The organism is Cellulomonas endophytica (assembly GCF_004123805.1).
GTDB classification, from domain to species: domain Bacteria; phylum Actinomycetota; class Actinomycetes; order Actinomycetales; family Cellulomonadaceae; genus Cellulomonas; species Cellulomonas endophytica.
In genome coordinates, this window is sequence record NZ_RWJX01000053.1 from 1 (window position 1) to 24,266 (window position 24,266).

The 24,266-nt window shown below is 75.9% G+C and carries 16 protein-coding genes; 12 read left to right on the forward strand and 4 right to left on the reverse strand.

The genetic code is table 11. The features are described from left to right. The first annotated feature begins 14 nt into the window (after positions 1 to 14). The 6 genes from EJA20_RS13550 to EJA20_RS13575 all read left to right on the forward strand — a co-directional run bounded on the left by EJA20_RS13550 (position 15) and on the right by EJA20_RS13575 (position 4,601). Positions 15 to 1,133, forward strand: coding sequence for an FUSC family protein (locus EJA20_RS13550; protein ID WP_129338900.1), 1,119 nt, complete (start codon positions 15 to 17; stop codon positions 1,131 to 1,133). A 127-nt stretch (positions 1,134 to 1,260) separates the two neighbouring features. Further along, the gene (locus tag EJA20_RS13555) at positions 1,261 to 1,590 is read left to right on the forward strand and encodes a DUF2516 family protein (RefSeq protein WP_129338877.1); all 330 of its coding nucleotides are present in this window, start codon (positions 1,261 to 1,263) and stop codon (positions 1,588 to 1,590) included. Between the two features lie 36 nt (positions 1,591 to 1,626). After that, the gene (gene dtd, locus EJA20_RS13560) at positions 1,627 to 2,067 is read left to right on the forward strand and encodes a D-aminoacyl-tRNA deacylase (protein ID WP_129338879.1); all 441 of its coding nucleotides are present in this window, start codon (positions 1,627 to 1,629) and stop codon (positions 2,065 to 2,067) included. A gap of 64 nt (positions 2,068 to 2,131) precedes the next feature. Next, positions 2,132 to 2,863: a YqjF family protein gene (locus tag EJA20_RS13565; protein WP_129338881.1), complete on the forward strand. Its 732-nt coding sequence runs from the start codon at positions 2,132 to 2,134 to the stop codon at positions 2,861 to 2,863. Between the two features lie 35 nt (positions 2,864 to 2,898). Continuing rightward, positions 2,899 to 4,038, forward strand: coding sequence for a pyridoxal phosphate-dependent aminotransferase (locus EJA20_RS13570; RefSeq protein WP_129338883.1), 1,140 nt, complete (start codon positions 2,899 to 2,901; stop codon positions 4,036 to 4,038). 20 nt (positions 4,039 to 4,058) lie between these two features. Beyond that, positions 4,059 to 4,601, forward strand: coding sequence for an acyl-CoA thioesterase (locus EJA20_RS13575; protein WP_240675495.1), 543 nt, complete (start codon positions 4,059 to 4,061; stop codon positions 4,599 to 4,601). A gap of 57 nt (positions 4,602 to 4,658) precedes the next feature. On the opposite strand, the gene EJA20_RS13580 is transcribed toward EJA20_RS13575, so the two are convergent. From EJA20_RS13580 to EJA20_RS13590, 3 genes are all read right to left on the reverse strand, one after another. After that, a complete protein-coding gene (locus tag EJA20_RS13580) occupies positions 4,659 to 5,537 on the reverse strand; it encodes an HAD-IIB family hydrolase (protein WP_240675496.1) in 879 nt (292 codons plus the stop codon). A 61-nt stretch (positions 5,538 to 5,598) separates the two neighbouring features. Next, complete coding sequence (locus EJA20_RS13585; RefSeq protein ID WP_129338885.1) at positions 5,599 to 6,465, reverse strand: aldo/keto reductase; 867 nt, start codon at positions 6,463 to 6,465, stop codon at positions 5,599 to 5,601. A 502-nt stretch (positions 6,466 to 6,967) separates the two neighbouring features. Continuing rightward, positions 6,968 to 7,543, reverse strand: a complete 576-nt coding sequence (locus EJA20_RS13590; RefSeq protein WP_129338887.1) for an alpha/beta hydrolase family protein — start codon at positions 7,541 to 7,543, stop codon at positions 6,968 to 6,970. A 221-nt stretch (positions 7,544 to 7,764) separates the two neighbouring features. Between EJA20_RS13590 and ppdK the strand changes: the two genes are divergently transcribed. The 4 genes from ppdK (at position 7,765) to EJA20_RS13610 (ending at position 16,767) form a co-directional block, all read left to right on the forward strand. Beyond that, on the forward strand, positions 7,765 to 10,473 hold the full coding sequence (gene ppdK, locus EJA20_RS13595; RefSeq protein WP_129338889.1) for a pyruvate, phosphate dikinase: 2,709 nt from the start codon (positions 7,765 to 7,767) through the stop codon (positions 10,471 to 10,473). A 270-nt stretch (positions 10,474 to 10,743) separates the two neighbouring features. Then, positions 10,744 to 12,762 (forward strand): PhoX family protein, encoded by a 2,019-nt coding sequence (locus EJA20_RS13600; RefSeq protein WP_129338891.1) that lies wholly within the window; start codon positions 10,744 to 10,746, stop codon positions 12,760 to 12,762. Positions 12,763 to 12,962: 200 nt separating this feature from the next. Continuing rightward, entirely contained in the window at positions 12,963 to 15,542 is a 2,580-nt protein-coding gene (locus tag EJA20_RS13605; protein WP_129338892.1) for an ATP-dependent Clp protease ATP-binding subunit, read from the forward strand. Positions 15,543 to 15,669: 127 nt separating this feature from the next. Further along, positions 15,670 to 16,767 (forward strand): phosphotransferase enzyme family protein, encoded by a 1,098-nt coding sequence (locus EJA20_RS13610; protein WP_129338894.1) that lies wholly within the window; start codon positions 15,670 to 15,672, stop codon positions 16,765 to 16,767. Positions 16,768 to 16,777: 10 nt separating this feature from the next. Here EJA20_RS13610 and EJA20_RS13615 read toward each other — a convergent pair whose 3' ends face one another. After that, a complete protein-coding gene (locus EJA20_RS13615) occupies positions 16,778 to 17,692 on the reverse strand; it encodes a LysR family transcriptional regulator (RefSeq protein ID WP_129338896.1) in 915 nt (304 codons plus the stop codon). A gap of 72 nt (positions 17,693 to 17,764) precedes the next feature. On the opposite strand from EJA20_RS13615, the gene EJA20_RS13620 reads away from it, so the two are divergent. Next, positions 17,765 to 18,790, forward strand: coding sequence for an EamA family transporter (locus tag EJA20_RS13620; protein ID WP_129338898.1), 1,026 nt, complete (start codon positions 17,765 to 17,767; stop codon positions 18,788 to 18,790). Positions 18,791 to 18,997: 207 nt separating this feature from the next. Further along, positions 18,998 to 24,142, forward strand: coding sequence for a rhamnogalacturonan lyase family protein (locus EJA20_RS13630; RefSeq protein WP_205687504.1), 5,145 nt, complete (start codon positions 18,998 to 19,000; stop codon positions 24,140 to 24,142). The last annotated feature ends 124 nt before the right edge of the window (positions 24,143 to 24,266 follow it).

The window sequence follows — 24,266 nt, forward strand, 5'->3', positions numbered from 1 at the left end:
CCGGCCGCCGGACGGTGACCGGCCCCGGACCCGGCCGTCCCCCGCGCCGCCGGGGCACGCGGGCGCGGGCGCGGGTCCGCACGGGCTGGGTGCGGGTGCGTGCCGCCGCGGGCCCGGTGCTCCAGGCCGCGGCCGCGGGGTCCGTGGCGTACGCGGTCGGGCGGGAGGTGCTCGGGCACCCGGCGCCGTTCTTCGCCCCCGTCTGCGCGTGGCTGTGCCTCGGCTTCAGCCGCGACCGGTCGGTCCGCCGGGTCGCCGAGCTGGCCGTGGGCGTCGCCGTCGGGGTCGGCCTGGGCGACCTCATCGTCCACGTCATCGGCACGGGCGTCTGGCAGATCGGCGTCACGCTGGCGGTCGCGGCCCTCGTCGCCCGGTTCCTCGACCGCGGCCCCATGCTGACGAACCAGGCCGGCGTCCAGGCCGTCGTCATCGTCGGGCTGCCCGCCACGGCGACGACCGGCGGGTCGCTCGGCCGGTGGACGGACGCGCTGCTGGGCGGCCTCGTCGCGCTCGCGGTCGCGGTGCTGACGCCCTCCGACCCCCGCCGGCACTCCCGACGCCTGGGCGGGGCCGCGCTGACGCAGGTGGCGCGGGTGCTCGGCCGCCTCGGCGACGGGCTCGCCCGGCGCGACGCCGACGACGTCGAGGACGCCCTCGTGCTCGGCCGGTCCTCGCAGGCCCTGCTCGACGAGTGGCGCGACGCCGCCCGCAACGCCTACGACGTCGTCCGCCTCACCCCGGGCGGGCGCCGGCACCGCGACGAGCTGCGCCGCCACGTCGGCGCGGCCGTGCTCGCCGACCGCGCCATGCGGAACACCCGGGTCCTGGCGCGCCGGTCCCACGCCACCCTCGGGGCCGCGGACCGGCACCCCCTCGAGCCCGTCGCCCGCACCGTCCACGCGCTGGCGGAGGCGGCCGACGACCTGGCCCACGCGACCGTCGAGGGCTCGGACCCCGCCGCGGTGCGGGAGCGGCTGCGCGGCGTGGCGGCCGACCTCGACCCCTACCGGCTCGGCGCCGACGACTGGCAGGTGCAGAGCCTCGTGCTCCTCACCCGCTCGCTCGTCGTGGACCTGCTCGAGATGGCGGGGGAGGACCAGGAGGGGGCCCGGTCGGCCCTCCCGGCGCTCTAGGCGACCGCCCGGCGCCGGCCCCCGCACGACCTCGCGGGTGCCGTCCGCACGCAGGACCGCGCCCGGCACGGGGTGACCTCGCTCGCACGGCGGCCGCACGGGTCACCCCGCCGCGTAGTCTCCTGCCGTGGTCGCCACCATCCAGTACTACATCTTCCTGCTCCTCGGCCTCGTCGTGCTCGGCATGGCCGTCTGGGGCCTCGTCGACCTGCTGCGCCGGCCGGCGGCCGCGTTCGTCTCGGCGGGCAAGCTGACGAAGACGAAGTGGGGCCTCATCCTCGGCGCCGCGACCCTGCTGTCCTTCGCGACGCTCGGCGCCGGCGGCCTGCCCTTCCTCGCCCTGCTGTCCGCCGTCGCGGCGGGCGTCTACCTCGCCGACGTGAAGCCGGCGATCGAGCCGTACAGCCGGCGCGGCGGCCGCGGCCCGTCCGGCGGCGGCCCCTACGGCGGCTGGTGACCGGTCGGTGACCCCGTCCGCGGGAGGGCGGCCCGCGTGAGGGCGGTCGTCCAGCGCGTCACCCGGGCGGCGGTCCGGGTGGGCGGCGAGGTCGTCGGGGAGGTCGACGGGCCGGGCCTGCTCGTGCTCGTCGGCGTCACGCCCGGCGACGGCCCGGCGCAGGTGGAGCGGATCGCGCGCAAGGTCGCGGAGCTGCGGGTGCTGCGCGACGAGCGGTCGGCGGTCGAGGTCGGCGCCCCCGTGCTCGTCGTCAGCCAGTTCACGCTCTACGCGGACACCCGCAAGGGCCGGCGCCCGACGTGGAACGCGGCGGCGCCGGGGCCGGTGGCGGAGCCCCTCGTCGCGGCCGTCGTGGCGGCGCTGCGCGCCCGCGGCCTGACGGTCGCCACCGGCGTCTTCGGCGCCGACATGGCGGTGGAGCTCGTCAACGACGGGCCCGTGACGATCCTGCTCGAGGCGGAGCCCGGCGCCGCCTGAGAGGGGACCGGCGGCGGGCGGCCCCCGGCGCGCCGACCGCCCGCCGCGCGGCGACCATCGACGCGTGACGCTCCTCGACGGCTACCCGCTCGACGCCCCCGCCCTCCGGGGACCGGCGCTGCTCGGGCAGGTCTGGGCGGACCTGGCCTTCCTGCACCGGCCGGTCGACCCGGCGGACGTCGCCGCGATGATGCCGGCGGGCACCCGGCCGGACGTCGACGCCGAGGGGCGCACGTGGGTGGGTCTCGTGCCGTTCCGGATGGCCTCGGCGGGCTTCGGGCGAGCGCGTCCCGTTCCCGTCCTGGGCACGTTCCTCGAGACGAACGTGCGGCTGTACTCCGTCGACGACGCGGGGCGGCACGGGGTGGTGTTCCGCACCCTGGAGACGGAGCGCCTCGCCGTCGTGCCCTTCGCGCGCGGGGTGTTCGGCACGCCGTACCGGTGGGCGCGCATGCGCTACGACCGCACGGGCGACGTGCACACCTGGGAGACCGTGCGCCGCCGGCCGGGCCGCCCCGTGCGGTCCCGCGTGGTGCTGCGGGTGGGGGACGTCGTCGAGCCGACGGACCTCGAGACCTGGCTCACGGCGCGGTGGGGCCTGCACACCCGGTGGGGCGGGCGGACGTGGTGGGTGCCGAACGAGCACGCCGCATGGCCGCTGCACGCGGCGGAGGTCCTGGAGCTCGACGACGAGCTCGTCGCCGACGCGGGCGTGGCACCCGTCGGCCCGCCTCTGCGGGCGCTGGTCTCGCCCGGCGTGCGGACGGTGTTCGGCCTGCCGCGGCCCGTCGCCTGACCCGCCGGCCGGCGCGGACGCCGTAGGTTGCGGGCGTGCCCGTCCTGCCCGACCACGTCCGCACCCTGCCCGGCTCGCAGATCCGGCAGGTCACGGAGCTGGCGTGGTCCACGCCGGGGACCGTCGTGCTCAGCGTCGGGGAGCCGTCCCTGCCGACGGCGCCGCACGTCCTGGCCGCCGCCGCGGCGGCGATCGCCCGGGACGACACGGGCTACACCCCGAACGCCGGCCTCCGGCCCCTGCGCGAGGCGCTGGCGGCGCACCTGTCGCCCTCCCACGGCCGTGTCGTCGACCCCGACCGCGTGTGGGTCACCGCCGGCGGCGCGCAGGCGCTGCACCTCGCGCTCTCGCTCACCCTGGCGCCGGGCGACGAGGTGCTCGTGCCCGACCCGGGCTACCCGCCGTTCGTCATGGCGGTGCACCTGCTGGGCGGCCGTCCCGTGCCGTACCGGCTGGACCCGGCGGACGGCTTCCTGCCCGACCCCGCGACCGTGGCGGCGGCCGTCACGCCGCGCACGCGGGTGCTCCTGGTGAACTCGCCCTCGAACCCGCTGGGGACGGTCGTGCCCGCCGGGCGGGTGGCCGACCTCGTCGCGCTCGCCCGCGCCCACGACCTGTGGCTGCTGTCCGACGAGTGCTACGGCGAGCTCACCTTCGGCGTCCCGCACGTGCCGCCGGCCGCGTACGACACCGACGACCGCGTCCTCACGCTGCACTCCTTCTCGAAGACCTACGGCATGACGGGGATGCGGGTCGGCGCCCTCGTGGTCCCCGCGGCGTTCCTGCCGGTGCTCGGGTCGGCGCAGGAGGCGGTGGTGTCCTGCGTGAACACGCCGGCGCAGCACGCCGCCCTCGCCGCGCTCACCGGGCCGCAGGACGGCGTCGCGCTCGCCCGGCTCACCTACCGGCACCTGCGGGACGTCGCGACGGAGGCCCTCGCGGCGCGGGGGCTGCCCGTGCTCCCGGCCGACGGCGGCATGTACGTCTGGGCCGACGTGTCCGCGCTGTCCGGCGGCGACGTCCTCGGCTGGTGCCGGCGGCTCGTCGCCGAGCGGGGCGTCGCGCTCGCGCCCGGCACGGCGTTCGGGCCCGGCGGCGAGGGGTGGGTGCGGATCTCCCTCGGGGCGCGCGAGGAGGACCTGCGACGGGGGCTGGAGCGGCTGCCCCTCGCCTGAGGGGGCGCTAGCGTGCGCGGGTGGGCACGGCGGGTGGGGGCGACGAGGGGGTCGCCGCGGTGACCGGTGCCGACGGCCGCCGTCGGGCGCGCCTGCTGCTGCGCGTGCGCTGGTCGGACGTCGACCTGTTCGGGCACGTGAACAACGCCGCGTTCCTGCGCTACCTCGACGACGCCCGCTTCGCGCTGTTCCCGGCGATGGGGGTCGACGCCGCCGGCCGGCTGACGGAGGCGCAGCTCGTCGTCGTGAAGCACGAGATCGAGTACGTGGCGCCCGCGCCGTTCCGGTCCGAGCCGCTGGCCGTCGACGTCTGGGTGCCGCGCACCGGTCGCAGCTCGGTGGACTTCGCCTACGAGGTCCTCGACGCGGGGGCGCCGGCCGCCGACGAGGGGCGCGACGGCGACCCGGGCCGCGCCGGCCGGCTGCCGGCCGTCTACCTGCGGGCGCGCTCGCGCATGGTGCAGGTGGAGGCGCGCACGGGGCGGCCGCGGCCGTTCACGCCCGCCGAGCTCTCGGTCTTCGAGGCCTACCCGGGACCGCCGCCGGAGCTGCGCGGCTGGTGAGGACGCGCCGCGGGAGCCCTGACGGGGCAGCCGTCCGGCCCCGGCCCGCCGCGGCCCTCAGAGGCCCGGCACGTCCAGGTCGAGGGCGGCGACGAGCGTGCGCAGGACCCCGTTGCGGGTGTGCCCCGGTGCCACCGCCGCCGCGGCGGCCCGCACGTCCGGGTGCGCGTTGTCCATCGCGACGCCCGTGCCGGCCGCGCGCAGCAGGCCCAGGTCGTTGAGGTAGTCGCCGAAGGCCAGCGTCTCCTCCGGCGCGACGCCGAGCACCCGCTGCGCGTGCCGCAGCGCCACGCCCTTGTCCGCCTCGGGGTGCATGAGGTCGACCCAGTGGCGGCCCGAGACGAGCACGCGCACCCGGTCGGCCAGCGGCGCGAACGCCGGCGCGGTCGCGGTCTCCACGTCCTCGCCGTCGAACACCGCGACCTTGAGCACGGTGTCGTCGACGGCGGTGAGGTCGCGCACCTGCGTCACGACGGAGTAGTGCGCCTCGACGTGGCGCAGGAAGCCGGCGTCGTCGCCCTCGACCCACGCCGACCGCGCGCCGCAGACGACCGCCCCCACCTCCCGCCCCGCCGCCCGCAGCGCCCGGACGGCCTCGACCGCGGGGCCCAGGACGTCCGGCGGCAGGGGCGTGCTCGCCAGGACCTCGTCGCGGTGCACGACGACGCCGCCGTTCTCGGCGATGTAGACCAGGTCGGCCCCGGGGTCGCCGGGCAGCGCGCCGAAGAGGCGCCGCAGGTTGGCGTACTGGCGGCCGCTCGCCGGGCAGAAGGCGATGCCGCGCGCGCGCAGGGCGGCGAGCACGGCGGCGGTGGCGGCGGGCAGCGTCTTGCGCTCGTCGAGCAGGGAGCCGTCCATGTCGCTCACGACGAGGCGGACGGGCGCCGGCAGGGCGAGCGCGGGCACGTCGAGGACCGGGGCGTCGAGCAGGGGCACGGCTCGATCCTCCCACGCGACCCGTGGCGCCCCCCGGCCGGGGGGCGCCACGGGGCTGCTGTCAGCGGACGGCGGCGTCGAGGCGCGAGAGCTCGTCGGCGGTGAGCTCGAGGTCGACGGCCGTGACCGAGTCGCGGATCGTCTCGGGGCGGCTCGAGCCGGGGATCGGCACGACGACGGGCGCCTGCGCGAGCTCCCACGCCAGGGCGACGACCTGCGGGCTCACGCCGCGCGCGTCCGCCACCTCGGAGAAGGCGGCGTGCCGCCCGCCGAGCTCGCCCGCGCCGCGGATGCCGCCGAGCGGGCTCCACGGCAGGAAGGCGATGCCGTGCTGGGCGCACAGCGCGAGCTCCTCCTGGGAGGAGGTGAAGCCCGGCGAGTACTGGTTCTGGACGGACACGAGGCGGCCCCCCAGCACCTCCTGCGCCTCGAGGATCTGCTGCGGGTCGGCGTTGGAGATGCCGGCCATCTCGATGGTGCCGGCGTCGAGCAGCTCCGCCAGGACCCCGACGGAGTCGGCGTAGGGCACCGCGGGGTCGGGCCGGTGGAACTGGTAGAGCCCGATGGCCTCGACGCCGAGCCGGCGCGCGGAGTCCTGCACCGCCCGGCGCAGGTGCTCGGGGCGGCCGTCCTGGGTCCACGAGCCGTCGCCGGGGCGCAGGTGGCCGCCCTTCGTCGCGACGAGCACGCCGGAGGTGTCCCCGCCCCAGGTGCGCAGCGCCTCGGCGAGCAGCTCCTCGTTGTGGCCGACCTCGTCGGCGTGCAGGTGGTAGGCGTCGGCGGTGTCGAGCAGGGTGACGCCGGCGTCGAGCGCGGCGTGGACGGTGGCGACCGCGCGCTCGCGGTCGGGGCGGCCCTCGATGGACAGGGGCATGCCGCCGAGGCCGATGGCGCTGACGGGGCGGGTGCCGATGGTGCGGGTCTGCATGCCGCTCATCCCACCCCGCCGAGGGCCGGGACGCACCTGCTCGACCCGTGAGCACCACCACGCGTGACCCGGGAATACCCGGGCGCCCCGGGGACGTGAGAGCCCCCGGCCGCGCAGGGGGCGGAGCGACCGGGGGCAGGCTCCACAGTAGGCCTTCCGGCTGGCGGCGGGGAGGGTTGCGTTCACCCGTCCAGGTGACCGTCACAGCGCCCTGTCACGTCCCGCCCCACCCGGATGACCCGCAGCCACCCCGACGAGATGCCGTTCCGGGCCGCCTGCACCCGGCGACGAGCGGCCGGGACGGGCGTCTCGTCGGGAGGAGGGCCGACCCCTTCCCTCACGACGAGGTGCCCGTCCCGGCCTCCTGCTGGCGGCGAGGGCGGCGCGAACCGGCATCTCGTCGGGAGGGGGGCCGACCCCTCCCCCCGACGAGGTGCCTCTTCCGACCGCCCTCGCGCGGCGGCGGGCGGCCGGGACCGGCATCTCGTCGGAGGGGCGGGGGTCAGGTCCGGGCGAGGGTCTCGATCCAGGTCGCGACGGCCGCGGCCACGGCGGCGTCGTCGCGCGGGTCGTGCCCGCCCGGCAGCGTGACGTGGGTGAGCGGCCCGCCGAGGGCGGCGAGGTGCTCGGCCAGCTCGTCGGCGCGGCCGAAGGGGTCGGCAGCACCCGAGACCGCCAGCACCGGCACGCGGACGTCCGGCAGGTGCGCGACCCGGAGCCGGTCGGGGCGGCCCGGTGGGTGCAGGGGGTAGGACAGCAGCACGAGCCCCGCGGAGGGCTGGCCCTGCCCGACCGCCATCGACGCCGCCCGCCCGCCGAAGGACCGCCCGCCGAGCACGAGCCGGCCCGGGTCGACGCCGAGCTCGGCCGCCCAGGCGTCCGCCGACGCCCGCACGTGCGGCACCGCGACCTCGATCCGCTCCGGACCGCGCAGCCCGGCGGCCCGGCGGGCGAAGTCCGTGCGACGCACGGGCACGGGCGGCTCCAGGGCCGCGAGGGCCGTCTCGACGGCGACGAGCGTGCGGTGGTCCCGCCCGGCGCCGGCGCCGGGCAGCAGCAGCAGCCCGGCCGCACCCACCCGGTGAGCGTAGGGCGGCGGGCCCCGCGGTGGGGGCGGGGTGCCTGTGGCCACGACCACGGGCCGGGGCCGTTGTGCCCCACGCCGCCCTCCTGGGACCGTGGCCCTCTCAGGACCGGCACCGCCATCGGCACCTCACCGGCGACCGGGGCCCGCACCGCAGCGGCCGCCCGGCGCCCACCTCAGCAGCGTGGATCGGACGAGCAGCGACGGAGCCGGCGATGACGACGTACGTGTACCGCTTCAGCGACGGGGACAAGGACCAGAAGGACCTGCTGGGCGGCAAGGGGGCGAACCTCGCCGAGATGACGCGGCTGGGCCTGCCGGTGCCGCCCGGGTTCACCATCACGACCGAGGCCTGCCGCGCCTACATGCGCGACGGCCGGCTGCCGGCGGAGCTGCGGGTGGAGGTGACCCTCGCGGTCCGCGAGATCGAGGACACCCTCGGCCGCCGGCTCGGCGACTTCCACGAGCCGCTGCTGGTGTCCGTGCGCTCCGGCGCGAAGTTCTCCATGCCGGGGATGATGGAGACGGTCCTCAACATCGGGCTCAACGACGCCTCCGTGAAGGGTCTGACGGAGTTCAGCGGCGACGAGCGCTTCGCCTACGACTCCTACCGCCGGCTGATCCAGATGTTCGGCAAGACGGTGCTCGGCATCGACGGCGAGCTGTTCGCGCACGCCCTCGACGAGAAGAAGCGGACGGTCGGCGCGGCCACGGACGTCGACCTGCTGGCCCAGCACCTGCGCGAGCTCGTCGAGGAGTACAAGGAGATCGTGCGGCGCGAGTCCGGCCGCGAGTTCCCCCAGCACCCGCGCGAGCAGCTCGACATGGCGATCGAGGCCGTCTTCGGCTCGTGGAACACCGACCGCGCGCGCCTGTACCGCCGCCGCGAGCGCATCCCGAACGACCTCGGCACGGCCGTGAACGTCGTGAGCATGGTCTTCGGCAACCTCGGCGAGACCTCCGGCACGGGCGTGTGCTTCACCCGCGACCCGTCGACCGGTCACTCCGGCGTCTACGGCGACTACCTGCCGAACGCCCAGGGCGAGGACGTGGTCGCGGGCATCCGCAACACCCTGCAGCTCGCCGAGCTCGAGCTGCTCGACCCCACCTCCTACGCCGAGCTGCGGCAGGCGATGCGCCGCCTCGAGACGCACTACCGCGACCTGTGCGACATCGAGTTCACCGTCGAGCGCGGGAAGCTGTGGCTGCTGCAGACCCGCGTGGGCAAGCGCACGGCGGCCGCCGCCTTCCGGATCGCCACGGAGCTCGCCGACGAGCACCTCATCACCATGGACGAGGCCATCTCGCGGTGCACGGGCGCCCAGCTGGGGCAGCTGCTCTTCCCGCGCTTCGACCCCGACGCCGAGCGGGTGCTGCTCACGCGCGCCATGCCGGCCTCGCCCGGGGCGGCGGTGGGGGAGATCGTGCTGGACAACGCCCAGGCGCTCGAGCGCACGGCGGCCGGCGCGCGGGTGGTGCTCGTCCGGCGGGAGACGAACCCCGACGACCTGCAGGGCATGATCGCGGCCGACGGCGTCCTCACCGCCCGCGGCGGCAAGACGAGCCACGCGGCGGTCGTCGCCCGCGGGATGGGCAAGTGCGCGGTCGTCGGCGCCGACGAGCTCCTCGTCGACCACGCCGCCGGCGAGGTGCGCGTGGCCGGTCGCACCCTGCGGGCGGGGGACGTCATCGCCCTCGACGGACGCACGGGCGAGGTCTTCCTCGGGGACGTGCCCGTCGTCGACTCGCCCGTCATGGTCTACATCGCCGACGGGCTCGAGGCGGGCCTCGCGGCGGCGGAGGACGACGAGACGCGCTCGCTCCTCGTCGCGGTCGACCGCGTCCTCACCCACGCCGACGAGGTGCGCCGCATGCGCGTGCGCGCCAACGCCGACACGGCCGAGGACGCCCGCCGGGCCCGGGCGCGCGGCGCCGAGGGCATCGGCCTGTGCCGCACGGAGCACCAGTTCCTCGGCGACCGGAAGCGCTACCTCGAGCGCCTCGTGCTCGCGGACGGGGACGAGGAGCGGGCCGCCGCCCTCGCGGACCTCCTGCCCCTGCAGCGGGCGGACTTCGTCGGGCTGCTCGAGGCCATGGACGGCCTGCCGACGACGATCCGCCTCCTCGACCCGCCCCTCCACGAGTTCCTGCCCGACCTGACCGACCTCGCGGTGCGCGTGGCCGTGGCGGAGGCGACGGGCGGCGCGGACCCCCACGACGTGCAGCTGCTCGCGGCGGTGCGGCACATGCACGAGCAGAACCCCATGCTCGGCCTACGAGGCGTCCGGCTCGGGCTCAAGCTGCCCGGGCTGTTCGCGCTCCAGGTGCGGGCGATCGCGGAGGCGACCGTCGAGCTGCGGCGCGCGGGCAGGGACCCGCAGCCGGAGATCATGGTGCCGCTCGTCGGGTCCGTGCGGGAGCTGCAGATCGTGCGCGAGGAGGCGCTGGGGGTGCTCGCCGAGGTGGGGGCGGCGTCCGGCGTCCGGCTCGACGACGTGCCCATCGGCTGCATGATCGAGCTGCCCCGGGCCGCGCTGACCGCGCACCGGATCGCGGAGGAGGCCGACTTCTTCTCCTTCGGCACGAACGACCTCACGCAGACGACCTGGGGCTTCTCCCGCGACGACGTCGAGGGCGCCTTCTTCGCGCAGTACCTGGAGAACGGGGTGCTGACCATCTCCCCGTTCGAGACGCTCGACGCCGACGGGGTCGGGGCGCTCGTCGAGGCGGGTGTCACCGGCGGACGGGCGACGAAGCCGGGCCTGAAGACGGGCGTCTGCGGCGAGCACGGCGGCGACCCGGAGTCCATCCACTTCTTCCACGACGTGGGCCTGGACTACGTCTCGTGCTCGCCGTTCCGCGTGCCGGTGGCCCGCCTCGAGGCCGGCCGGGCCGCGGCCTCCCGCGAGGACGCGACGGCCTGACGGCCGCTGCGCCGTCGTCCGCCTCCTGCTCCGGCGTCGGCGTCGCACGCCCCGACGTCGGCGTCGCACCTCGCCGTCCGCGTCGCACCTGCAGGTGCGTCTCCGACGGCGGAGTGCGACGCCGATCGTGGGTTCGGTGGCGGTGGGCGGCGGGGTCCTGGGGGATGCGCGCCAGAGTTCACCCGGCGGTCGACACCGCGTCACCTGCGGTCGACCGCCGCTCCCTAGCGTGAGGGCGACCGCCGTCCGGATCCCCGCCGAGGTGCCCCCATGACGCAGACCCCCTCCCGCCCCCTGCTGCCCATGACGGGGCACACCATGGGCACCCGCTCCGCCGCCACGTGCCACTTCAAGTGCGGCGACGCCTGCCTGCGCGACGAGGGCAGCCTCTCGGCCTCGCCGCACTTCGCGGAGGTCGCGCGGGCGGCGGTGTCCCGACGCTCCGTGCTGCAGGCGCTGGGCCTGACCGCCGCCGCGGTGGGCGCCTCGACGTTCCTCGGCACGCCGCGGGCGCAGGCCGCGACGGCGCCGGCGGCGGGCGAGGCGGTCGTCTCGCCGACCTTCCGCTTCCGGCCGGTCGAGCCCGTGGACCGCACGGTCGACGCCGTCACGGTGCCGGCGGGGTACGCGTGGCACACGCTCGTGCAGTGGGGCGACCCGGTGGTCCCGGGGGCGCCGGCGTTCGACCTGGACCGCCAGAGCCCCGAGGCGCAGGCGATGCAGTTCGGCTACAACAACGACTACCTGACGATCGTCCCGCAGTCCTCGACGCGGGCCCTGCTCGTCGCGAACCACGAGTACACGAACGAGAACCTCATGTACCCGGGCTTCGTCGACGAGGCCTCGCTCACCGACGAGCAGATCCGCACCTCCATGGCCGCGCACGGCATGTCCGTCGTCCAGCTGCGGCGCTACCTCTCCGACCCCCGCTGGTACGCCGACTCCTCGCGCTGGAACCGGCGCATCACGGCGCTCGGCACGCCGTTCCGCCTCACGGGCCCGGTGGCCGGCGACGCGCTCGTCCGCACGACCCGCGACCCCGCCGGCAGGACCGTCATCGGGACCCTGAACAACTGCGCGGGCGGCACGACGCCCTGGCGCACGGTGCTCTCCGGCGAGGAGAACTTCGACCAGTACTTCCGGGGCGACCCCGTGGGCGACCCGCGCAACCGGGACACCTACGGCCTCGTCGACGCCACCGGCACCCCCGGGGACGGGCGCTTCTGGTACCGCGTCGACGACCGCTTCGACGTCGTCGCCGAGCCCAACGAGATCAACCGCTTCGGCTGGATCGTCGAGCTGGACCCGCGCGACCCCGGCTCGACCCCGGTCAAGCACACGGCGCTCGGCCGGTTCAAGCACGAGGGCGCCACGGTGAGCCTGGCCGCCGACCGCCGGGTCGCGGTCTACATGGGCGACGACACCGCGGACCAGCACCTGTACAAGTTCGTCTCCGAGGGGCGGCTCTCGCCGGGCGGGACGAACGGCCCCCGCCTGCTGGAGAGGGGCGACCTGTACGTCGCCCGCTTCTCCGCCGAGGGGGACCCGAGCACGGACCACGACGGCACCGGCGAGTGGGTCCCGCTGACCCGGGGCGGCCGCTCGATGGTCCCCGGCATGACCCTGGCCGAGGTCCTCGTCTTCACGCGGGAGGCGGCGGCCGCCGTCGGGGCCACGCCCATGGACCGCCCGGAAGACGTGGAGCGCAACCCCGTCAACGGCCGTGTCTACGTGGCGTGCACGAACAGCTCCAACCGAGCCGCGGCCGGGGTGGCCAACCCCCGCCCGGGCAACCGCTGGGGCCACGTCGTGGAGCTGCGCGAGGACGGCGACGACGCGGGCGCGACGACCTTCACGTGGACGCTCGCGCTCGTCTGCGGCGACCCGGCCGACCCCAGCACGCACTTCGCGGGCTTCCCGGCGGACAGGGTGTCGCCCATCTCCTGCCCCGACAACCTCACGTTCGACTCGCGCGGGGGGCTGTGGATCTCCACGGACGGCCAGCCCGGGTCGCTGGGCCTGAACGACGCCCTGCACTACGTGCCGGTGGACGGCCCCGAGCGGGGGCACGTCCAGCAGTTCCTCGCCGTGCCGACCGGAGCCGAGACCTGCGGGCCCGTCGTCGACGACGAGGGGGACTCCGTGTTCATCTGCGTCCAGCACCCCGGCGAGACCGCCGACGCCGTCGTGGACGCGCCCTCGTCGCTGTTCCCGTACGGGGGCACGACGCGCACCCCGCGCCCCGCGGTCGTGCAGGTCTACCGCGAGGGCGGTCTCTGGCGGCGCTGAGCCCCGGTCGACCGTCGGCGGGGCGCCCTCAGCCCCGGGGGTGCCCCGCCCGCTCCGCCCACAGAGAACAGCCGCATAGCCGGGGCGGGGCCGCCGTTAGTCTCGAACAACGCCGCCCCGTACCCCGGCGGCACGGGTCCTGGAGGACCCGGCTGCCAGGAACCGCCACGGGGCACGCCGTCGCTCGTGAGGAGTGCTGCATGTTCGAGAGATTCACGGACCGAGCCCGCCGCGTGGTCGTCCTCGCCCAGGAAGAGGCGCGGATGCTCAACCACAACTACATCGGCACCGAGCACATCCTCCTGGGACTGATCCACGAGGGCGAGGGTGTCGCGGCCAAGGCCCTGGAGTCGCTCGGCATCTCGCTCGACGCGGTGCGCGCCCAGGTGCAGGAGATCATCGGTGAGGGCACGCAGGCGCCGTCGGGGCACATCCCCTTCACGCCGCGCGCGAAGAAGGTCCTCGAGCTGTCGCTGCGCGAGGCGCTGCAGCTCGGCCACAACTACATCGGGACCGAGCACATCCTGCTCGGCCTCATCCGCGAGGGCGAGGGCGTGGCCGCCCAGGTCCTCAACAAGCTCGGCGCCGACCTCAACCGCGTGCGCCAGACGGTCATCCAGCTGCTGTCGGGCTACCAGGGCAAGGAGCCCGTGGCCGCCGGCGGTCCCGCTGAGGGCCAGCCCTCGGGCTCGGCCGTGCTCGACCAGTTCGGGCGCAACCTCACGCAGGCCGCCCGTGACGGCAAGCTCGACCCGGTCATCGGCCGGGCCAAGGAGATCGAGCGCGTGATGCAGGTCCTGTCGCGCCGCACGAAGAACAACCCGGTCCTGATCGGCGAGCCCGGCGTCGGCAAGACGGCGGTCGTCGAGGGTCTCGCCCAGGACATCGTCCGCGGCGACGTGCCGGAGACGCTGAAGGACAAGCAGCTCTACACGCTGGACCTCGGCGCGCTCGTGGCCGGCTCCCGCTACCGCGGCGACTTCGAGGAGCGCCTGAAGAAGGTCCTCAAGGAGATCCGCACCCGCGGCGACATCATCCTGTTCATCGACGAGATCCACACCCTCGTCGGGGCGGGTGCCGCCGAGGGCGCCATCGACGCCGCCAGCATCCTCAAGCCCATGCTGGCCCGCGGCGAGCTGCAGACCGTCGGCGCCACGACGCTCGACGAGTACCGCAAGTACGTCGAGAAGGACCCGGCCCTCGAGCGTCGCTTCCAGCCCATCCAGGTCTCCGAGCCGTCGCTCACGCACGCCATCGAGATCCTCAAGGGCCTGCGCGACCGCTACGAGGCGCACCACCGCGTCTCCATCACGGACGCCGCGCTCGTCGCGGCGGCCACGCTGGCCGACCGGTACGTCAACGACCGCTTCCTCCCCGACAAGGCCATCGACCTCGTCGACGAGGCCGGCGCCCGCCTGCGCATCCGCCGCATGACGGCCCCGCCGGAGCTGCGCGAGCTCGACGAGCAGATCGCCGAGACGCGCCGCGACAAGGAGTCGGCGATCGACGAGCAGGACTTCGAGAAGGCCGCGCGCCTGCGCGACCAGGAGAAGCAGCTCGGCCTCAAGCGCCAGGAGAAGGAGAAGGCCTGGAAGAACGGCGACCTCGACGCCGTCGCGGAGGTCGACGAGGAGCTCATCGCCGAGGTGCTGGCGAACGCCACGGGCATCCCGGTGTTCAAGCTCACCGAGGAGGAGTCCAGCCGGCTGCTCCACATGGAGGACAACCTGCACAAGCGGGTCGTCGGCCAGGAGGCGGCCATCAAGGCGCTCTCCCAGGCCATCCGCCGCACGCGCGCCGGGCTCAAGGACCCCAAGCGTCCCGGTGGCTCCTTCATCTTCGCCGGCCCCACGGGCGTCGGGAAGACGGAGCTGGCCAAGGCCCTCGCCGAGTTCCTCTTCGGGGACGAGGACGCGCTCATCCAGCTCGACATGTCGGAGTTCTCCGAGAAGCACACCGTCTCGCGGCTGTTCGGCTCGCCCCCCGGCTACGTCGGGTACGACGAGGGCGGCCAGCTCACCGAGAAGGTGCGGCGCCGGCCGTTCTCCGTGGTCCTCTTCGACGAGGTCGAGAAGGCCCACGCCGACATCTTCAACTCGCTCCTGCAGATCCTCGAGGACGGCCGCCTGACCGACTCGCAGGGCCGCATGGTCGACTTCAAGAACACCGTCATCATCATGACGACGAACCTCGGCACGCGGGACATCGCCAAGGGCGTCATGACCGGCTTCCAGGCCGGCGGCGACCTGTCGACGTCCTACGAGCGGATGAAGACGAAGGTCAACGAGGAGCTCAAGCAGCACTTCCGGCCCGAGTTCCTCAACCGCGTCGACGACGTGGTGGTCTTCCCGCAGCTGTCGCAGCCGGAGATCTTCCAGATCGTCGACCTCATGATCGCCAAGCTCGACAAGCGCCTGCGGGACAAGGACATGGGCATCCGCCTCACGGAGGACGCCAAGCGCCTGCTCTCGGAGAAGGGCTACGACCCGGTCCTGGGGGCGCGGCCGCTGCGCCGGGCGATCCAGCGGGAGATCGAGGACGTCCTGTCCGAGAAGATCCTGTTCGGCGAGCTCAAGGCGGGGGAGACGGTCGTCGTCGACGCCGAGGGCGAGGGCCTGCTCGGGGAGTTCCACTTCACCGGCGAGCCCCGCGCGGCCGCCGCGAAGGAGCCCGTCGGGGTCGGCGCGAGCGTCGGGACGCCGGGCTCCGGCACGGACGTCCCGCCCGCGCCGAACCGCTCCGCGCTCGGTGACGGCGGGACGGGGCTCGCCCCGGCCTGACCGGGACGCGCCCCGGCGCACCCGTGACGACGCCCGGTCCTCCTGGGGGGGCCGGGCGTCGTCGTGCCCGGGCCCGTCGCGGAAAACCCGTTGCGTCGGCCGGCGGCGGCGCGCCACGGTGCTCGCGATGCTGCCGCTGACCGAGATCGACCGCCTCGCCCGGACCGTCGACGCCACGTGGCGCTCCCCCGTGGGGGACGCCGCCGCCGGTGCCTGGGGGCTCGAGCCCGGGACGGCCCGCTGGTGGCGCTCGAGCGCCTCGCACGTCTTCGTCGTGCCGCCCGTGCCGGGCCGGCCGCGCCTCTACCTGCGCCTGCACCCCGCGGCGCACCGCACCGCCGCGCAGGTGCGGGCCGTGGCGGTGCTGCAGGAGCGGCTCGTCGCCCGGGGCGTGCGCGTCGCGCCGTTCCTGCGGTCACGCTGCGGACGGCTCGTCGAGACGGTCGCCACCCCGGTCGGGCCGCTCCACGCCACCGCCGTCGCGGCGGCGCCGGGCGAGGCCGTCGCGCTCGAGGACCTGGGACCCGACCGCGCGCTCGCCTGGGGCGCGCACGTGGCGACGCTGCACGAGCACCTCGCCGCGTGCGCCGACGGCCTGCCCGGCGGCGCCCTGCCGGACGCGGCGGCGGCACGGGCCCGTGCCGCCGCCGCCCTCGTCGACGACCCGTCGGCCGCGGCCGCCGCGCGGAGGGTCGCCGCCCGGGTCGCGGGGCTCGAGCGGGCGCCCGGCGGGCTCGGGGTCCTCCACGGCGACCCCGAGCTCGACAACCTGGCGTGGGACGACGGCCGACCGACCGCCTTCGACCTCGACGAGGCCGAGCGCGGGCCGCTGCTCGCCGACGTCGCGCACGCCGTCCGCGACCTGCTGCACCGCGGGCGCCCGCGCCCGGAGCACGCCGCCACCCTCGACGCGTTCCTCGAGGGGTACCTGCGGGTGCGACCCCGGGCCCGGCCGGACCTCGTGCACCTGCCGCTGCTCGCGCGGGCGGGGGCCGCGCGCAGCCTGGCCGACGTCCGCCGGGTCCTCGCGGCCGCCGAGGACCTGGACCCCGCCGTGCTGCCCGGGCTGCGGACGCACCTGGTCGCGCTGGCCGGGAGGCACCGGGCCGAGCTCCTGCACGAGGGGCAGCCCGAGCCCGACCACGAGCCCGACGACGAGGTCGGCCCCGAGGTCAGGCCCGAGGCCGGCCTTCCGGGCGAGGAGAGAACGGTGGACGGGACGTGAGGGGCGCGCGTCAGGGGCCGGCCTGGACCGCGGCCGCCTCGGCGACGAGCGCGTCCACCACGAGCCGGACCACGCGGCGCTCGGCCCGGTCGGGGCGCAGCAGCGCGTCGACGCGGCGTGCGGCCCGCACCCCGCGCAGGGGGAGCAGCCGGACGTCGGTGCGCCGCCCGAAGGTGTAGCGGGGCAGGAGGGCCACCCCGTGCCCCGCGGCGACGAGCGCCGCCACCACGTGGAAGTCGTTGATGCGCTGGACGACCCGCGGCGGCGCGCCCGTGCGTCCCAGGCCGCGGAGCACGGCGTCCACCGGGAAGCCCTCGCGCACCGAGATCCACCGTTCGTCGCCCAGGTCCCCGGGAGCGACGTCCGGCCGTGCGGCGAGGGGGTGGCCGACGGGCACGGCCACGTCGAGCGGCTCGCGCAGGAGCGGCACGACGCGCACCCGCGCGGGTCCGGCGCCGTCGGCCCAGCCGCCGTCCTCCTCCGGGCGGTGCGCGACGACGACGTCGAAGCTGTCGGTCAGCGGGGCGAACGCGTCGGTCGCGACGTCCGCGTCGGAGCACTCCACGACGACGTCGGGGTGCGTGCCGGTGCGGGCGAGCAGGCCGGGCAGGAGGAGCTGGGCGCCCGACTGGAAGGCGCTGACGCGCACCGTGCCGGTCGGGCTGTCGAGGAAGGCCCCCGCGGCCGACCGCGCCCGCTCCAGGGCGACGGCCACCTCGGCCGCCGCGTCCGCCAGCGCGTCGCCGGCCGCCGTCAGCCGGAGCCCGCGGCCCACGCGCTCGGTGAGCGGCACACCGACGTCCCGGGCGAGTGCGGCGAGCTGCTGGGACACCGCCGAGGGCGTCAGGTGCAGCACCGCGGCGGCCGCGGTGACGCCCCCGTGGGTCCGCAGGGCCCGGAGCGCCTCGAGCCCACGCACGTCCATGCAGCGACGCTACATCGTGGTGTCACGAACGCGTGCTGGTGCTGCACGGTCCGCGACCGGCAGGGTGGGCCCGTGCCGATCCGCGACCGCCTGCTCGCCCTGTCCGTCGCGCTGCTGTGGGGCCTGAACTTCCCGGCCATCCACGTCTCGCTCGAGCAGTTCCCGCCGTTCTTCCTCGTCGCGCTCCGCTTCGCGCTGCTCGCGGTGCCCACGGTCCTGCTCGTCCCGCGCCCGGACGTGCCGCTGCGGTGGCTGCTCGGCTACGGGCTCGGCTTCGGCGTTCTCCAGTTCGTCTTCCTCTACACGGCGATGGACTCCGGCATGCCGACGGGCCTCGCGTCGCTGGTGCTGCAGTCGTCCGCGCCGTTCACCGTGCTGCTGGCGGGCGTCCTGCTCCGCGAGCGCCTCACCGCAGGGCAGCTCGTCGGGATCGGCGTCGCGGTGGCCGGGCTGGGTGGCATCGCCGTGCACCGCGCCGGGCTCGCGGGCGGCGCGACCCTCGTGCCCGTGCTGCTGACGCTCTGCGGCGGGCTGGGCTGGGCGCTCGGCAACCTGGCGAACCGGCAGGCGCGGACCACGGAGCCGTTCCGGCTCATGCTCTGGATGACCGTGGTCCCCCCGCTGCCCATGCTGGCCCTGTCGCTGGTGACCGAGGGGCCGGACCGCATCGGGCGCTCCCTGCTGACCGTCGGCTCCCCGGCCGGCCTGCTGGCGGTGGGGGGCCTCCTCTTCACCGTCCTCGTGGCGACGCTGGTGGGCACCGGCTGGTGGACGGCGCTCATGAGCCGCCACCCGTCCAGCACGGTGGCGCCGTTCTCGCTGCTGGTGCCGGTCGTGGGCATCGGCTCGTCGTGGCTGCTCCTGGGGGAGGCGACGAGCGCGACGGAGCTCGCCTGGGGGGCGGTGGTGGTGGCCGGCGTGCTGCTCGGCAGCCGCCCGGCACGACGGCGCCCGGGAACGGCCGCCGCAGCGCCGCCGGACGCGGTGCCGGACGCGGTGCCGGACGCGGTGCCGGACGCGGTGCCGGGCGCCGGCCCGCGGACCGGGGCGGCCGCTGCCGCCGCGGGGGCGTCGCAGGTCGTCGTCACCGGGCGGTGACCGGAAGCGGACATTGGACGCGCGACCACCAGGGAAGCGCTTGCCAACCGCCTCGCCGATGCCCTACAACTCTGTCCGTCCCGACCTCGACGGCGTGGTCCCCGACGCACTGAATCCTTTCGATCGCCCGCGACGCCCGTACCGGACGGGCGCCCGGAGCCGCGCCGTCCGGGTCACCCGTCCTCGACGACGAGACGCAGGTGACGCATGACCGTGCCCCCGCGCACACCCCGGCAGGGCCCCCTCCCGGACCCGCACGACCACCACCCCTCCCTCCACCCCTCCCGCCGCCCCGCCGCCCTCCGCCCCGCCCCCCGGGCCCCCGGTCGCCGGGCAGGAGGCCGGGCGGCCGTCACCGCGGCGCTGACCGCGGCGGTCCTCGCCGTGGCGGGGCTGCCGGCCGTCGCCGCGGACGCCGCCGTCAGCGCCCTCCCGGCACCCGTCTCCGTCCGGATGGCCCACGTCGCCGACGGCCGGGTCGACGTCCGCTGGAACGAGGTGGCGGGCGCGACCGGCTACGTGCTCGAGCGGGCCGACGCGCTCGCCGGGCCGTGGACCGAGGTGGCCCGCACCGGCGCCCGCGAGGTGTTCGCGACGGACGCCGTCGCCACCGACGTCACGCACTGGTACCGGGCGCGCGCGCTCGCGGCGGACGGCACGTCCGTCGCCTCCGCGCCCACCGTGAGCAGCCTCGCGGGCGTGGGCGTGCCCGACGTCGCCCTGCCGGCGAGCGGCGTGCTCACGTTCGACCTCGGACCCGGGGCCCTCGCCCCGGGCGCGACCCGCCTCGACGCCACGACGGCGTACTCCGCCGCCACCCGCTACGGCTTCGTCGACCCCGCACAGGTGAGCGGCGGCGACCGCGCCACCGCCGACCCGCTCCGCTCGGACTTCGTCACCGTCGGCGACACCGAGCTCGTCGTGGACCTGCCCGACGGGGACTACACCGTCAGCGTGGTCGCGGGCGACGCCACCGCCGCGTCGGAGACCGCGCTCACGGTCGAGGGCATGGCGAAGGTGCAGACCACCGCGCGGCCGGCCGGCCAGTTCCTCGAGATGTCCTTCGACGTGGCCCTCGTCGACGGCCAGCTCAACGTCGAGGTCGCAGGCGGCGCCCCGCGCCTCAACGCGCTCGTCGTGACCCGCCAGGCGCCGCGGACCGCCGGGGCGACGCCCACGGTCTGGGTGACCGGCGACTCCACCGTGCAGTCCTACACGAAGGACTTCCAGCCGCAGGCCGGCTGGGGCCAGATGATCGGCCGCTACCTGTCCGACGACGTCGTCGTGGACAACCGCGCCATCGGCGGCCGGTCCTCCAAGAACTTCATCACCCAGGGCCGTCTCGACGAGGTGCTGCGCTCCGTGCGCCCCGGCGACTACCTGTTCGTGCAGTTCGGGCACAACGACAACAGCTACGGCGTCGACGACCGCTACGCCGCCCCGGCGGACTACCGCAACTACCTGCGGACCTACGTCGAGGGCGCGCGGCAGCGGGGCGCTACGCCCGTCGTCGTCACGCCGGTCTCCCGCCGGGCCTTCGACGCCACGACCGGGAAGGCCGTCGTGTCCTTCCCCGAGTACGTGCAGGGGGCGGCCGCGCTCGCGGCCGAGGAGGGCGTGCCGCTCGTCGACCTGTCCGCCTCGAGCCGGGCGTACCTCGACGAGATCGGCCCGGAGGCGGCCAGGAGCGTCTTCCTCCACGTGCCGGCCGGCGTCTACCCGAACCGCCCCACCGGCACGGCCGACGACACGCACTTCCAGGACTACGGCGCGATCCAGATGGCGCGCCTCGTCGCGGCGGACGTCGCCCGGCTGGACGTGCCGCTCGCCGACGAGGTCGTCGAGGTCGAGCCGCCCGCCGCGGTGCCGGCCGCACCGACGGGCCTCGTCGTCAGCGGCGTGTCCTCCTCCGCGGCCCAGCTCTCCTGGACCGCGGTCGAGGGCGCGGACGTCTACAAGGTCCTGCGCAAGGACGCCGCCGCCGGCGACGACGCGTACGCCCTCGTCGCGACCGCGACCGTGCCGCTCGCCCCCGTCTCGGGGATGGCCGAGGGGCGCTCCTACGACCTGCGGGTCGTGGCGACGAACGGCCGCGGCGACTCCCTGCCGTCCGCGCCGGTGCGGGTGACGACGAAGGCGCCGCTGCAGCGCTTCGACCTGCAGCCCGCCAACGGCGTCGTCCAGCCGGGCTGGACCCCGATCACGCCGGCGACGACGTACACCGCCGAGCGGGGCTACGGCTTCCTCGACGTCACGGGCCTGGGTTCGCGCGACCGCGGGACGGCCTTCACGCCGGTGCCCACGGCGCTCCAGCGGGACTTCCTCCTGCCCGGCACGCAGCACCCGCTGCGCGTCGACGTCGCGAACGGCACCTACGCCGTGAAGGCGACGTGGGGCGACGCGATCGGCACGGCGGCGCTCCAGCTCGTCGTCGAGGGCCGCGACCACGGCCGGTCCACCACGGGCCGCAACACCTACGCCGAGAAGGTCCTCCAGCCCGTCCAGGTCACCGACGGACGTCTCGACCTGACCGCGAGCGGGTGGATCAACGGCCTGGAGATCACGCCGCTGCTGCTGGCCCCCACGGGTCTGGCGGCCGGCGCGGTGGCCATCGACGGCACGTCCGTCTCCGTCCCCCTGAGCTGGGCGCCCTCCTCGGACGCGGCGTCCTACCGGGTCTACCGTTCCCTGGCGGGTGGAGGCGCCGAGCGCGTCGCCGAGACGACCGGGACCTCCGCGACGGACACGACCGCCGACGTCGGCCAGACGTACTCCTACACGGTCCGCGCCGTGGACGCCGCGGGGACCGAGTCCGTCCCGACGGCTCCCGTCGAGGTCACGACCGTCGACCCCGACGTGCCGCTCGCCCCCGTGCCGACGGGCCTCGCCCTCGGCGCCGTCGAGAAGGACGCCGTCACGCTGTCCTGGCAGGCCTCGCCGGGCGCGCTGTTCTACCAGGTGTTCCGTGCCGACCCGGAGCCGGACGGCAGCGCGGGCGAGCCCGTGCTCGTCGGCCGGACGGACGGCACCACCTTCACCGACCGGAGCGGGGGCCTGCTCACCACCGTCGAGTACGGGTGGTCCGTGACCGCCGTCAACGCGGGCGGCGTCTCGGCCCGCAGCGCGGCCGTCACCTCGCCCGCCGTCACCACGCTGAGCCGGCAGGCGGAGCGGCTCGACCGCGCCCCCGTGGCCGTGGCGCTCGACGAGGGCGTCTACGTCGGCTGGCGGCTGCTGGGCCAGGAGCCGCAGGACCTGGCCTTCCACGTCCACCGCGACGGGACCCGCATCACCGCGGCGCCCGTCACGGGGGCGACGAACCTCGTCGACGCGGACGGCACGGAGCGGTCCCGCTACCGGATCAGCACCGTCGTCGACGGCGTGGAGCGCTGGGCCTCGGAGGAGTTCACGGTCTGGGACCAGCAGACCCTCGACGTGCCGCTGGACAAGCCGGCCGACGCCTACACGAAGGACGGCCAGCCGTACTCCTACCGCGCCAACGACGCCTCCGTCGGGGACGTGGACGGCGACGGCGAGCTCGAGATCGTCCTCAAGTGGGACCCGACGAACTCGAAGGACAACTCGGCCGCCGGCTACACGGGCCCCGTCTACGTGGACGCCCTCGAGCTCGACGGCACGCGCCTGTGGCGGGTCGACCTGGGCCGCAACGTCCGGGCCGGCGCGCACTACACGCAGGTCCAGGTCTTCGACTACGACGGCGACGGCCGGGCCGAGGTGGCGATGAAGACCGCCGACGGCACGGTCGACGGGCGGGGGACGGTGATCGGCGACGCCGGCGCCGACTTCCGCAACTCGTCGGGCTACGTGCTCACCGGGCCGGAGTACCTCACCGTCTTCGACGGGGCCACGGGCGCGGCGGTCGACACCGTCCCCTACGAGCCCGCGCGCGGCGACGTCGGCTCGTGGGGCGACGCCTACGGCAACCGGGTCGACCGGTTCCTCGCCGGCACCGCCTACCTCGACGGGGAGCACCCCAGCCTCCTCGTGGCGCGCGGCTACTACACGCGCATGGTCGTCGTCGCCTACGACTTCGACGGCGAGAGCCTGACGCGGCGCTGGGTCTTCGACACGGAGGAGGCCGGCGAGCAGTACGAGCACCAGGGCAACCACAACCTGTCCGTGGCGGACGTCGACGGCGACCAGAAGGACGAGGTCGTCTACGGCTCCCTCACGCTCGACGACGACGGGACCGTGCTGCACAGCACGGGGCTCGGCCACGGCGACGCCCTGCACGTGTCGGACTTCGACCCGGCGAACCCCGGCCTCGAGGTCTTCGCGGCGCACGAGGACATGGCGTCCTCGGGCAACCGGGGCGCGACCTACCGGGACGCCGCCACGGGCGAGGTCCTGTGGTCGATCCCGGCGGTCCGGGACACGGGCCGTGCCGCCATGGCCGACGTCGACCCCGCGCACCCCGGCGCCGAGGGCTGGGCCATCGGCGGGGCCACGTCCTCGCCGTGGAACTCCGCGGTCGGGGAGCTGCGGGCCGCGGACGGGGAGCTGCTCTCGACGAGCATCCCCGCGGCGAACTTCCTCACGTGGTGGGACGGCGACCTCCTGCGGGAGATCGGCGACCACGCGTTCGACGAGACGACCCGCACGGGCGTCCCGACGATCGCGAAGTGGGACCCCGCCGCGCAGCGGTCCGTGGAGGTCTACCGCGCCACGGGGACGCTCTCGGACAACGACACGAAGGGCAACCCCGTGCTCCAGGCCGACCTGCTCGGCGACTGGCGGGAGGAGCTCGTCACCCGCACGGCGGACTCCACCGCCCTGCGCATCGCGACGACGGTGGACGTCACGGAGCACCGGCTGCGCACGCTCCTGTCCGACCCGGTGTACCGGCTCGGCGTGGCGTGGCAGAACACGGGCTACAACCAGCCGCCGCACACGTCGTACTTCCTCGGGGCGGGCATGAGCACGCCGCCCGCACCGCGCCTGGCGCTCACGGGCGCCGACCCCGGCCCCGCGCCGACGGTCGTCCCGTGGACCGTGCGCGGGTTCGCGGCACCGCTCGACATGGGCGGCGTCCTCAACACCGTCAAGGGCGGGAGCACGCTGCCGCTGAGGTTCGAGGTGTTCGTGGGCGACGAGGAGCTCACCGACCCGGCCCGCGTCCGGGTCACCACCCGCACGGTGTCCTGCAGCACCAGCGCGGGCGTCGACGAGGTCGAGCAGATCGGCCAGGGCAGCTCCGCGCTGCGGTACGACACCGCCTCCGGGCAGTTCGTCCAGCAGTGGCGGACCCCGAGGACCCCCGGCACCTGCTATGCCGTGACCGCCGCCGCGGCCGACGGCACGGCGGTCACCGCGTACGTGCAGACGCGCTGACCCGCCCGCGGCACCCGACGCCCGGTCGTCCTCGGCGAGGACGGCCGGGCGTCGGCCTGCCCGCCGGCGCGGGGCCGGCCCGGGGCCGGCGCGGGGCCGGCGCCGCGCGGGCGTCCCGCGGGGC

Bases quoted from the DNA above. Each gene is read 5' to 3' on its own strand.
- EJA20_RS13600 (WP_129338891.1), top strand. From the start codon at position 10,744: ATGACGCAGACCCCCTCCCGCCCCCTGCTGCCCATGACGGGGCACACC.
- EJA20_RS13615 (WP_129338896.1), bottom strand. From the start codon at position 17,692: ATGGACGTGCGTGGGCTCGAGGCGCTCCGGGCCCTGCGGACCCACGGG.
- EJA20_RS13585 (WP_129338885.1), bottom strand. From the start codon at position 6,465: ATGCAGACCCGCACCATCGGCACCCGCCCCGTCAGCGCCATCGGCCTC.
- ppdK (WP_129338889.1), top strand. From the start codon at position 7,765: ATGACGACGTACGTGTACCGCTTCAGCGACGGGGACAAGGACCAGAAG.
- EJA20_RS13605 (WP_129338892.1), top strand. From the start codon at position 12,963: ATGTTCGAGAGATTCACGGACCGAGCCCGCCGCGTGGTCGTCCTCGCC.
- EJA20_RS13630 (WP_205687504.1), top strand. From the start codon at position 18,998: ATGACCGTGCCCCCGCGCACACCCCGGCAGGGCCCCCTCCCGGACCCG.
- EJA20_RS13610 (WP_129338894.1), top strand. From the start codon at position 15,670: ATGCTGCCGCTGACCGAGATCGACCGCCTCGCCCGGACCGTCGACGCC.